The 11,765-nt window shown below is 36.9% G+C and carries 10 protein-coding genes; 6 read left to right on the forward strand and 4 right to left on the reverse strand.

The genetic code is table 11. The annotated features are described in order from the left end of the window. Positions 1-145: 145 nt before the first annotated feature. Both EG342_RS03070 and EG342_RS03075 read left to right on the forward strand, forming a co-directional pair. On the forward strand, positions 146-1,252 hold the full coding sequence (locus EG342_RS03070; protein ID WP_103291759.1) for a serine hydrolase domain-containing protein: 1,107 nt from the start codon (positions 146-148) through the stop codon (positions 1,250-1,252). A 14-nt stretch (positions 1,253-1,266) separates the two neighbouring features. Beyond that, positions 1,267-1,800 carry a 2'-5' RNA ligase family protein gene (locus EG342_RS03075; protein ID WP_103291758.1) on the forward strand — a complete coding sequence of 178 codons (534 nt, stop codon included), beginning with the start codon at positions 1,267-1,269 and terminating at the stop codon, positions 1,798-1,800. 25 nt (positions 1,801-1,825) lie between these two features. Here EG342_RS03075 and EG342_RS03080 read toward each other — a convergent pair whose 3' ends face one another. Both EG342_RS03080 and EG342_RS03085 read right to left on the reverse strand, forming a co-directional pair. Beyond that, complete coding sequence (locus EG342_RS03080; RefSeq protein ID WP_103291757.1) at positions 1,826-3,187, reverse strand: T9SS type A sorting domain-containing protein; 1,362 nt, start codon at positions 3,185-3,187, stop codon at positions 1,826-1,828. Beyond that, entirely contained in the window at positions 3,184-3,681 is a 498-nt protein-coding gene (locus EG342_RS03085) for a hypothetical protein (protein WP_123868020.1), read from the reverse strand. Before EG342_RS03085 ends, EG342_RS03080 begins: the two co-directional genes overlap by 4 nt. Before the next feature lie 103 nt (positions 3,682-3,784). Between EG342_RS03085 and ruvC the strand changes: the two genes are divergently transcribed. Further along, entirely contained in the window at positions 3,785-4,339 is a 555-nt protein-coding gene (ruvC, locus tag EG342_RS03090; RefSeq protein WP_103291755.1) for a crossover junction endodeoxyribonuclease RuvC, read from the forward strand. A gap of 58 nt (positions 4,340-4,397) precedes the next feature. On the opposite strand, the gene EG342_RS03095 is transcribed toward ruvC, so the two are convergent. Further along, positions 4,398-6,332, reverse strand: coding sequence for a M43 family zinc metalloprotease (locus EG342_RS03095; protein WP_103291754.1), 1,935 nt, complete (start codon positions 6,330-6,332; stop codon positions 4,398-4,400). A gap of 224 nt (positions 6,333-6,556) precedes the next feature. Between EG342_RS03095 and EG342_RS03100 the strand changes: the two genes are divergently transcribed. The 3 genes from EG342_RS03100 (at position 6,557) to EG342_RS03110 (ending at position 9,817) form a co-directional block, all read left to right on the forward strand. Then, positions 6,557-7,627 (forward strand): DUF4407 domain-containing protein, encoded by a 1,071-nt coding sequence (locus EG342_RS03100; protein WP_103291753.1) that lies wholly within the window; start codon positions 6,557-6,559, stop codon positions 7,625-7,627. 14 nt (positions 7,628-7,641) lie between these two features. After that, positions 7,642-9,504, forward strand: a complete 1,863-nt coding sequence (locus tag EG342_RS03105) for an AAA family ATPase (protein ID WP_103291752.1) — start codon at positions 7,642-7,644, stop codon at positions 9,502-9,504. Positions 9,505-9,619: 115 nt separating this feature from the next. After that, positions 9,620-9,817 (forward strand): KTSC domain-containing protein, encoded by a 198-nt coding sequence (locus EG342_RS03110; protein WP_103291751.1) that lies wholly within the window; start codon positions 9,620-9,622, stop codon positions 9,815-9,817. 54 nt (positions 9,818-9,871) lie between these two features. On the opposite strand, the gene EG342_RS03115 is transcribed toward EG342_RS03110, so the two are convergent. Further along, on the reverse strand, positions 9,872-11,749 hold the full coding sequence (locus tag EG342_RS03115) for a GEVED domain-containing protein (RefSeq protein ID WP_103291750.1): 1,878 nt from the start codon (positions 11,747-11,749) through the stop codon (positions 9,872-9,874). Positions 11,750-11,765 lie beyond the last annotated feature (16 nt).

The following is an 11,765-nucleotide window of genomic DNA, read 5'->3' on the forward strand; positions in this document are numbered from 1 at the left end:
TCTGTTCAAAAGTATTAAATCCTCCTTAACCTGGAATTGTCTATTTATCATGATAGAAAAAACCTATTCTAGCACGAATTTTGTATCCTTTAAGACTTTTTAACATTTCATTATTTTAAAATCAAACTAAAAAAATAAGACACTCGTGATTAAAAATTTAACGTTCCTTCTGCTTTTTTGTTTTTTATTTTCATGTAAAACGGAAACCCCTCAAGTTCCGGTCGACAAAAAGGCCATCATTGATTCTACGATTACTGCATTTCAAAAGACGCTTTTAGAACAGCAAATTGATTCTGTTTTTAAAAAGTATCATTTCAATGGAAGTATTGCCGTCTTTAAAGATTCATTACAACTTTATCGAAAAGAAAGCGGCTATGCGGATTTTAAGCGAAAAACTAAAATTGACAGCAATACCATTTTTGCCATTGGATCTGTCAGTAAACAATTTACAGCAGCTCTTGTTCTTCTTCAGATGGAGCAGGGAAAACTGAATGTTACAGACAAAGCGTCCAAATACCTTAAAGAATTCCAGAATAAAGAGTACGAAAATATAACCATTCATCAGCTTCTGAATCATACTTCGGGATTAAATCTTTTAGGAGGAAAACTCATGTTTAAAAGCGGTTCTGACTTTTTCTATTCTAATGACGGATTTAATGCATTGGGAAAAATTGTTGAAAAAGTGTCCGGAGAATCTTATGACCAGAATGTTGAAAAACTCTTAAAAAAAGCAGGCATGACCAGCTCTTCCACAGGAGATATTTTCAAAGGAAATAATTTTGCCAGTGCTTACCTGGGAAATGGAACCAAAGCAGAAGAAGTTCCAAACATGCCAAAACGACTGGGCGGAAAGGAAATCGGAACTCCTGCAGGAGGTATCCTTTCTACCATTCGGGATCTTCATACCTGGAATAATGCTCTTTATGGAGGAAAAATTCTCAAACCGGAAACCCTAAAAATGTTCATGGCTAAAAGTGCCGAAAGACGTCATGCTATTTTTGGTAAAATGGGCTATGCCTACGGAATCATGCTGAACATCGGAAAACCAAATTCTTACTTTCATAGCGGCTATATAAAAGGATCTCCTTCGTTAAATATTTATTATCCGGACACCAAAACGTCAGTCATTATCCTTTCTAATATTGCAGATGAAGAGAAAGGGAAAGGCTTTACTTTTAGGCCACATATAGAGGTGAAAAAGATTACAGACAATCTTGAAAATACACTTTCACAGCTCAAACAAAAAAATTAAATACCTTAGGCGTCATGAAAAAATTGTACTTCATTGCAGTCTATCCACCTGAAAATATCATGGAAGAAGTAAAAGTCTTTAAAAAAGATCTCGCCGATTCTTATGGTAATTCTAAAGCATTAAAAAATGACGCCCATATTACTCTTTTTCCTCCTTTTTCGAGAGAAATTGATTGGGAGGAAGATATCTTCACGGCATTTCAGAAAATAGATACCGGACTGGATCCTTTTGAAATTGAACTCAATGGATTCGGAAGCTTTGCGCAGCCCAAAAACCCGGTCATATTTATTCAGCCTGAAGCTAATCCCAATCTGACAGATCTTTACCAAAGAGTAAAACAACAATTTAATTTTATCAGTTACTCTTTTACGCCTCATATGACGGTAGGATATCGGGATCTTACCTGGGAGAATTTTCTAAAAGCATGGGATAAATATCAGAATATTCAATATAAAACTAAATTCTTAGTCGATAAGATTTTACTTTTGCGTCATGATGGAAAATGGGTTCCTATAGCTGAAAAAAAGCTTACAAATACTTCAAAATAAAACCGGCCTTACAGCCGGTTTACATTTATTCTTTGATTATTTTTTGAGAAATTATCGGTTGATCATCTTCCGTTATATTTAACAAATAAGATCCGGCCGGAACATTCCTGATATCCACCCACAAAGTCGATGCATCTTTCAACTCAGACTTTGCAGAAATTAATTTTCCTGACCCATCATATACTTCCACTCTGGTATTTTTCGAAAAATCCTGTTTTCCTCTGATGTAAAATACTCCATCAGTAGGATTCGGGTAAATGCTAAACCCTTTTTCTTTGGCAGAAACTTTAGAAACTTTAGCAGCTGACTTATTAAGTGTCCAGCTGACATTGGTAAAATGAACCGTGCTGTGATTATTTACCTTAAGCATCGGACTGTTATCTGTTACCGAAAAAAGCAACGTATTATTTCCACTGTTAAGTTGAGCAGGCGTGATTGTTATTGAATTACCTGTTCCACTGAGTGTTGTCCCGTTAAGTTTCCAGGAATTTACCAAGGTGTTTGGATTGGGAAGAACTTCATTCACGGTAAAGGTTACGTTAGCATTGGCATTTACAGTCGCAGTATTAGCGGGAGAATATGAATCTACAGGGGAAACTAATGAATGAATTTTTTCAATAATAGCTTCTTTACATACAGAACAAAACTGTTGATTCAAATATCTCATCTCACAGCTCTGATGGGGTCTGAACCAGCTTGGACTCTCAGTGTAAGGGTAAACTCCTACACTATTTACTCCTACCCAGTTTTTCCACTTTACAGTGGCAGTATTGGAATTTTGTGTTTTATTAGGAGATTCACCAGAACCTGCGAACCAATATTCATCGGCTAATTTTCCAAAAGAATGTCCCAGTTCATGCACTACAATTTCATTAGCTGAGCTATTTAAAGAGGCAAAGGCATAAGTCCCGCCACACCCTCCATATTCGGTAGAATTGCCTAAAACATAAGTGATATCATAATCAGGAATATTGGCAGCTAATACTTGTCCCACTTTATTGGTTGTACTGCTGTAAATGCATCGGTGAACTCCATTATCAAAGCTGGATCCCAGATAATTATTAGGATTTGAAACCGGGATAACCGGCTCTGTAACGTCGGTAGCAGTTCCCGGATGTTTCACTCCAGAAGCAGCAGAAACTACTTTGACCGCATAGGCGTTAAAATAATTTTTATACTCTTGATAAGGGCTTTTGGTAAAGAGATAATTGACGGTTGATTGGGCTGACGAAACAAATGATGTTTGTTGTGCAGTGGTAAATCCGTCTCCCAGAACAGCAATAATAATTCGTTTATCATTACTTCCGCTTTGCAGGAGCGGAACCTTGTCAAATACCTGGGCAAAACAACTGCTTCCAATTAAAAGGGATAATAAAAGTTTTTTCATGATGATAGTTTTTGAGTGAATATTAATTGTACACGGTCGGTCATTACTTTTTCAATTTTTACAGACCGGATATTTTCAGAATAAGGGAATCTTACACTGAATTCTGCATTGGGAAGAGACGTTTTGTGTCTGGACACTCCATCTTTCTCATAGACTTCCAGTTCAGGATGTAAAGGATCTTTAATAAGGTGCTTCGACGCTTCTTTTCCATCTTCGGCAAAAACCGTAATAATAAAGTCACCGCTTTGAACCTGATCACGGTCAAAAGAAGGAAGCGTCTTCATTCTGCCTTCGGAGATTTTGCTTTCCTGAAGTACAATTTTTTCACTTCCGGATTGATCTGCATCTGCCTTAAAAAACAAATACATAATCCGGTCGGCTTTTTTAACCGTATTTTCTACAGCCAAATGCCCATTCGGGGCTAATTCACTCTGTTTCTGAAAACTACATAACAGTAAAGAGGGAATAATAAATAAATTAAGTACATTTTTCATGATCATTTTTTCTTAAAGTTAATAAAGATTCAAATACAAATCACCAATCATTGAATTTTTTTTCATGGTATAAAACATTTCAGAAAGTCCTATCTTTGAAGCAATGATTTCAGAGAAAATAATTTTAGGTATTGACCCAGGTACAACCATCATGGGATTTGGTATTATCTCCGTTAAAAAAGGTAAAATGGAGATGGTTTCTATCCACGAATTGATATTAAAGAAATACCCTAATCACGAAACCAAACTCAAATATATTTTTGAAAGGACCTTGTCGCTTATCGACGAATTCCATCCAGACGAAGTGGCGTTGGAAGCCCCTTTCTTTGGAAAAAATGTACAAAGTATGCTGAAGCTGGGACGTGCACAAGGGGTAGCGATGGCAGCCAGCCTTTACAGAAATATTCCCATCACTGAATATTCTCCTAAAAAGATAAAAATGGCTATTACCGGAAACGGAAATGCCAGCAAAGAGCAGGTTGCAGGAATGCTTCAAAATTTGCTTAACTTAAAGGAATTTCCTACAAAATACTTAGACGCCTCTGATGGTCTTGCTGTTGCTGTTTGCCATCATTTTAACTCCGGAACGATAGCAGATACAAAATCCTACTCAGGTTGGGAAAGCTTTCTAAAGCAGAATCCGGATCGGTTGAAATAAAAATGCCCCTGAAAAGAATTTTACTTTTCAGAGGCAATCTAAGCCAAAAGGCTTAATTTTAGTTATTTAAGAACTTTTTAGATTCTTTTTTACTTTTATCAGAATAATTGATAATAAATGCTCCTTTTGGAAGTTCTCTCTCAATTCGGATCTCATTTGTCTTAGTAGCTCCTTTTTGAATAAGTTTGCCACTCAGATCATAAATCTGATAATCTCCAAATACATCATTCTTATTTCCTACAAGTCTGAGTTTATTTTCAGCTTTAACATATAGTAATTTTGAATCTGAATTAAGTTTAGTTTCAGAAGTTCCCAAAGTTCCTGTTATTCTTACAGCATAATCTTCCATTTGTCCATATTGCAACTGAGAACATGCCGTTGCCATATCCGGAACCGCAACACTATTAAAAGTTGCCGCATCTACAGCAACTCTCATTCTCAGGTAAGTATTCTTTACCGCACTTTGTGGCGGAGTAATAGTATTAGCTAATACAACTGTTGCTCCTCTAGCCACAGGATTTGCTGAAGTGTTATCAACTACCAGTTCAGAATCTTCAAATGAACCGTTATTATTATAATCTATCCATACTTTTGTTTTAAATTTATCAGCCTGGCCAAAACCATTCAGGTAACTTACTTTCAATTCTGTACCTGATTCTGCCGAAATATCTGTATAGAAAGCAGGTCTTATACATGTTGCTGTTGAATAGTCCGCATAAAAAATGGGAGCAGACTCATCTGAATCATACCCGTTAGTCATGCTGCTTATAGTACCCATCTGTACTCTGTAAGGTCCTATAGCAAAATTATTATTGGTAGGATGTGCAATTCCTGAAGGATTACATTGTGCCGCTACAATAGTGACCGGTGAAGGAACAACGACAGAGGGATCCTGGCCAGCCGTTGAGTTGATTAAATTTTTTCTGTATTCCATCATCAACATAATCGCTCGCTCTCTCTGCCCCGCTGTAAACTTCCTATTGGTATTTGAGTAATTCATTATATTGTATTGAACACCTTGATAATTTTTACCAGTACATGGATTAATCTCCGAGTTTGAAGGAGCCGGATCCTGGTAATAGGCAGCACCAGATACTTCTGTATCGCAAACTTTATCATTATCTACCATACAATCGGTTTCTGTAGGAGGACAATATCCCGGACTTCCACTAGGAGCTAAAAAATCTCCTCCGTCAAAAGTATGGTATAATCCAAAAGCATGTCCTAATTCGTGGGTTAATGTTGTATTATGTGCTCTTTTAATTGTAGCAACCTTCATAAAGCTTTCATATCCATAATCATAAGCATCAGGAGTTCTAGCATACCCCATTATTCCACCTCCGTTTTGTTGTTGCCCGTTAAAGCCAATGATGACATAGATATTAAAATAGGAAGTTTCAGGCCAATGTGGAGCCAGTGCTTTAATCGCATCGTCACTTGCCCCAGTTCCGAGATTTGTTGCTGATAAACGGAACTTTACCCCACTTGCGTCATATAAAGGAACTGAGCTTCCGTTATATCTTACAATTCCTGTAGTAGATGTACACTGTGGGCTTCTTTTTGCCAATACCAGTTTAAAGGGAATCACATTTCCGCCGTCAGGACCTGCCCCTTCAGGATAGAATCCATTACCGTAAGTAGTGGCATACATCTTATTGGCCCTGTCTAGCCAATTAATAATCTCCTGATCAGTTACTTTTAGATTAGCATTAGTCGCCGCACTGGATTCAATGACATGAACAACAACCGGAATTTCAAATATCTGACCGTTATAAAGTCCATTCCAGGAGGTCGTTCCCCCATTTTTTTTAAGAAAAGACTGTTTGTCCATATTTCTTAATTGTTCCTCTACAATTTCACGTCTTTCCTTTAACCCAGGATATTTAATGTCTAATTTTCGCATACTTTCATCAAAACCGCAAAAATTTTCACGATTTTGAGAAAACACATTAATAGATAATAAAATTATCAAAATAATATTAATTCTTTTCATTTACTTAATTATTAATTATTAATTAGCTTCAAATATAATAATTTAATAAATCTAACATAGAATTTTATTGCTAAAAAATTAATCATTTCAAATTTCACGTAAGAGTAGAATATATAATTCAATAACAGTTATTTATGCAAATCATTACAATTACTTGGTAAAACATAATACTATCTTTTACATTGGTATGATTTTTAGTAGTACATTTGTATAAATTTTCACTTATGAAAACAAACCAACAAACTATAAATCAAGCGAATCACAAAATAAACTGGTTCCAGAAGTTTCTTATGGTATGTTCCGGCGGAAATATCCATATTTTAAGAAAGACTCCGAGCGAATGGAATAAATTTTCAGGCATCGGAGGAATTGTACTATTCACTGCAGTATTTGCTACTTTATCCGCAGGCTATGCGATGTATACGGTATTTGATAACATCTGGGCAGCAACAGGCTTTGGAATCCTGTGGGGTCTAATGATATTTAACCTGGACAGATATATTGTTTCATCGATTAAAAAAACCGGAACATGGTGGAATCAGATTCTTATGGCCATTCCCAGATTGGTACTCGCTACCTTCTTAGGAATTATCATTTCAAAACCTTTAGAGCTTAAAATTTTTGAAAAGGAAGTTAATAAGCAGCTGAACACCATTATTCAAAGAAATAAAAAACAGCTTCAGGGTGAGATGACCGGAAGAATTCTTCAACAAAGCGGACCTTTTGAAACTGAGAAAAAACAAATTTCAGAAAAAACAGCCCAGTACCAAAAAGCATATGATTCAGCCTCGGTAGAGCTTGAAAAAGAAATTTTAGGAAAGCAAACCGGCTTAACCAGTGGTAAAGAAGGGTTTGGATCAAATGCCAAACGGAAGCAGCAATTGAAGGAACGGCGCAGACTTGATCTTGAGAACTATCAAAAACAATCCGCTCCACGACTGGATTATTTAGATAAAGAAATATCTAAAGTATATACCAACCTGGAAACAGAAAGAAAATCTACTGAAACTTTTGAAGATAAGTTTAACGGATTTGCAGCCAGACTTCAGGCGCTGGATGAGCTTGGTAAAAGTTCTGCCATTATAGGACTCGCGGCAGCTTTTATCATGGGCTTATTTATTTGTCTTGAGATCTCGCCGGTTATTGTAAAATTGATATCTCATGTAGGACCCTATGACTATCTTCTTGAAAAAACAGAAAATGATTTCAGGCTCTACTCCAAAGAAAAAATTGAGAAAGGAAACGCTCTGACTGATTTTCGTATCGAAGATTTTAAAGATAATTTAAAAAATTAGTGTATTTTTCATCTATGATTATTGACAAAGAAGAAATCAAGAAGAAAAAGAAAAAGCTGGATGATTGTAAAGCATTCCTGAAAAAAGAATTTATCGGGATAGACAAGATCATCGATGACATAATGGAATATATCCAGATCTGGTATCTTATGCCGGAAATTCTGACACGCCCCGTGGTCATCAACCTTTGGGGAATGACGGGAGTAGGAAAAACAGATCTGGTAAGAAAGATGGTACGCTTCCTTGAATTTCAGAACCGCTTTGTCGAAATCGAACTCAGTAATTCTGATGAGACTTCCTGGAGTAAAAGCGTTTCTGACATATTCCAAAGCAATGGTCTGAGTGATGAGAAGCCGAGTATTGTACTTTTTGATGAAATTCAACGTTTTAATACTCTTGACCCTGATGGCACTCCGGTTCCACAAACTAAATTTACAGATTTCTGGGAACTATTAAGCGATGGACGTTTAAGCAAAAGAGAACGCGAAGATCTTGAACATTATCTATTCTCTTATCTTTTGCGTAAAAAAGAAAATGACAGGCGCAAATTAAACGGAGAAACAGAGCTGGATGAAAATCCTTATCTTAATTTATGGGATGCTAAAGAACTCAAAAAATACCTCAGTATGGATGATGATGTGATGAGCATTATTGATATGAAAGAGGAAGACATGATCAAGCTGATCCGTAAAAAGCAGAAGGAAAAGAAAATTTATGAGCCGGTAAATTACAGCAAAATGCTGATTATCATCAGCGGAAATTTAGATGAAGCGTTTCAAATGTCCCGGGAAACCAGCGAGGCAGATATAGACGCCAATATTTATCATGCCTTTACAAAAAAAATAACGGTTGTAGACATTAAGAATGCTTTATCCAGAAAGTTCCGCCCTGAGCAGGTGGCCCGGTTTGGCAATATTCACCTGATTTATTTTTCATTAAAGACAGAGGATTTCAATAAACTGATTCAAAGGGAGATCAATACCCTGAAACATAATACCAAAACAAAATTTGGGGTTGGTTTAAAAATAAATAAAAACATCAATGACCTCATCTACAGAAATGGTGTGTTTCCGGTGCAGGGCGTTCGTCCCGTTTTCAGTAGTGTGGTTGATATTTTGGATACGAACTTGAGTAAGTTTCTTTTTGAAGCAATTATCCATGAAGATCAGTCTATAGAAATTGATTATCTGGAACAACAGAAAATAATTACCGGAAAGGTAGGAAACCGAGTTATTGAAATTCCTTATCTGGGAAAAATAGATAAAATACGACAATCCAACCTAGAGGACGCAGTGGCTAACATCAGTGTCCACGAATGCGGTCATGCCGTTTGTTATATGCTTTACACAGGTTTTGTACCGCTTCAACTTAAAAGCAAAGTGGCAAGCAGCTATGCAGCTGGTTTTACGTTTCCCCATCAGATTCATGACACCAAGGAAAGTATTTTGGATCGGGTTAAAATTTATCTTGCAGGAGGAATTGCTGAAGAAATTGTTTTTGGTGATAAAAACGCCAGTATCGGAAGAAGCCATGACAGGGAGCAGGCAACTATCCTTGCTATTGACTATATCCGGAAATACGGTTTCGAAGTAAATTATCAGGCTACTTATAACCTTGAAGAATATCCTCATCGCATGCAGCAGCATATTACCGATGAAAGGGTTGAAAACTTAATGCAGGAACTCGCCAGGAAAACAAAAGAAGATCTGATCCAGCATCTGGTTCTTTTGAAAAACATAAGCAAACAGCTTGGTGAAAAAGGAAGCCTGCAACCCAAAGAGGTTTCTGATATTGCTAAAAAGCATGGGCTTACTGTGGACATCAGAGAGGAAGGACATCTCCATATAGTTGATTATCATAAAATGCTTAATTCGTAGGAGGTCATTCTCAGAATAAAATATAACTTAATAGCCTTTTAGTAGTACTGAAAGGCTTTTTGATTTTAACATCCTGCTAAATAGGTAAAGGAATATTTTTTGCAGAAAATTCTATATGCCATCAAGTGTAGTGAATCATTTCATTTATTTTCCAGACACTGAAATATTAAGAATTATATATCAGTCGGGATCAGTATATGATTATCTTAAAGTACCGGCTTATATTGTGAAAAAATTCAGCGAGGCAAAATCTAAAGGAACTTTTCTGAATAAGGTAATCAAACCTAGATTTAAATATACCAGGGTTCAATAAAAATGCCCCCATTTTACTGGAGGCATTGATATGTATTCTATATATTAATCAGAATTACTTAATGATCAATTTAGATGTTTTGCTATCTTTTCCGTTAGAAACCTGGATCATATAAACTCCTTTTTCAAGGTTTTGGTTTATTTTGAAAATTCCGGTTCTTTCTTCAGATACAGATGGGCTTACTACCAATCTTCCTGACATATCAGAAATAGAAACCTTTAAGTTCTTAGCATTTTTAGCTTTGATAAATACTTTATCACCAGTAGCAACCGGGTTAGGATAGATTACTAAATCATCTTTGTCAGTTTTTACTTCAGAGGTTCCAAGATTTTGCACCAATCTTACAGAATAGTCTTCAATCTGTCCATATGCTAATTGTCCACAAGCTACATTGGCACCACCCATGTCTGCTGAAACTCTCATACGAAGTGGAGTATCCTGTACCGCAGTTGCCGGAGGTGTGAAGTTAGCTGTAAATGTTCCGTAACCACCTGCTCCAGCTTGAACGTTGTTACCTGATGCTACTAATTCACTTGCTTCAAAAGCACCATTATTGTTGTAGTCAATCCATACTCTTATTGATTGATCCAGATTAGTAGCTTTTAAGAATCCAACCTCAACAGTTTGCTGCTGCCCTACCACTAATGGAGTATAAGAATTAGCAACACAAGCTTTGGTAGTATAATCTACATAGAAAGCAGGAGCACCTGGCCACGTAGCCGCAGATGAATTGTTGATATCACCTAATTTTACAGACGTAGGTCCTGCAAGAAACGCACTTGCTGTGCTAGGGTTAGCAACACCTGTAGGGTTACATGTAGCTGCAATAGGAGTTGTTGAAACCGGTGTTGCAGGAAGAGCTGTAGCTCCTTTAGAAGTTGTTAAGCTGCTTCTGATCAACATAAAGAAATCTTCAATTCTATCTCCCTGACCAGCAGTAAACTTCTGAGCAACAGTATTGGTATAATTCATCATATTATACTGCACCCCCTGATAATTTGCACCAGTACAAGGATTAATTGTAGAATTGGAAGGAATAACAGGCCAGAAAGTGTACGCACTTCCTGCTCTTTCAGTATCGCACACCTCATCATCATCTTCACCACAAACACCAGTTGTAGGCGGGCAATAGTCGTTATCACCAGGTACAGCGTCATACCTTCCTCCTTCAAAAGTATGATATAATCCCATTGCATGCCCGAATTCATGAGCGAATGTCGTATCGTGTGGATTCGTTACAACCCCCGTTTTCATAAAAGATTCATATCCTGCATCAGTACTGTTTGGAAATGCTGCAAATCCCATAAGCCCTGCAGTTGGAGTGTTACTTCCATCAAAAGTAGTAATTACATAAATATTAAAGTATGAAGTTTCCGACCAGTGCGGAGCCAAAGTTTTGATTGCCGCTCTTGAAGCTCCGTTTCCTGTCTGGTAAGCCATCCCTGAAGTTGTATAGCCAGCCAGTGATGTCCCGTTGTATCTTACAATACCTGTAGTTGCATTACAGTTAGGATCTCTTTTTGCCAAAACAAGTTTAATTGGAAAAACAGCTGAAGTTCCGAAATCTGCTGGTGTACCTGCTGCCGGCCAAGGATATGTACCTGCATACATTTTATTAGCATTATCCAACCAAGTCTGGATTTGGGCATCTGTTCTCGTATAGGAAGCATTGTTTCCTTCAATTACATGAACTACAACAGGAATTTCATAAACTCCGTTTACTGTTTTACCAGTAGCAGATAGAGGATTTGCTTTTTTCTCTGCCTGAATTTTTTTGATTACTTTATCAAAAACCTGTCTTAAACCTGGGTTTTCTCTATCCTGCATTTTTAAAGCGTCATCAAAACCGCATATTCTTGATGGTTGTTGATGTTGCTGTGCTGTTAACGAAAGCGAAAATAGCGCTGCTCCATAAAGGAAAGTTTTCTTCATTTTTATTATTTTTAAA

This window comes from Chryseobacterium lactis, from assembly GCF_003815875.1.
GTDB classification, from domain to species: Bacteria; Bacteroidota; Bacteroidia; order Flavobacteriales; family Weeksellaceae; genus Chryseobacterium; species Chryseobacterium lactis.

What these genes read in the sequence shown, in the direction of transcription:
- EG342_RS03075 (WP_103291758.1), top strand. Translation starts at nt 1,267, where the DNA reads ATGAAAAAATTGTACTTCATTGCAGTCTATCCACCTGAAAATATCATG.
- EG342_RS03080 (WP_103291757.1), bottom strand. Translation starts at nt 3,187, where the DNA reads ATGAAAAAACTTTTATTATCCCTTTTAATTGGAAGCAGTTGTTTTGCC.
- EG342_RS03085 (WP_123868020.1), bottom strand. Translation starts at nt 3,681, where the DNA reads ATGAAAAATGTACTTAATTTATTTATTATTCCCTCTTTACTGTTATGT.
- ruvC (WP_103291755.1), top strand. Translation starts at nt 3,785, where the DNA reads ATGATTTCAGAGAAAATAATTTTAGGTATTGACCCAGGTACAACCATC.
- EG342_RS03095 (WP_103291754.1), bottom strand. Translation starts at nt 6,332, where the DNA reads ATGAAAAGAATTAATATTATTTTGATAATTTTATTATCTATTAATGTG.
- EG342_RS03100 (WP_103291753.1), top strand. Translation starts at nt 6,557, where the DNA reads ATGAAAACAAACCAACAAACTATAAATCAAGCGAATCACAAAATAAAC.
- EG342_RS03105 (WP_103291752.1), top strand. Translation starts at nt 7,642, where the DNA reads ATGATTATTGACAAAGAAGAAATCAAGAAGAAAAAGAAAAAGCTGGAT.
- EG342_RS03110 (WP_103291751.1), top strand. Translation starts at nt 9,620, where the DNA reads ATGCCATCAAGTGTAGTGAATCATTTCATTTATTTTCCAGACACTGAA.
- EG342_RS03115 (WP_103291750.1), bottom strand. Translation starts at nt 11,749, where the DNA reads ATGAAGAAAACTTTCCTTTATGGAGCAGCGCTATTTTCGCTTTCGTTA.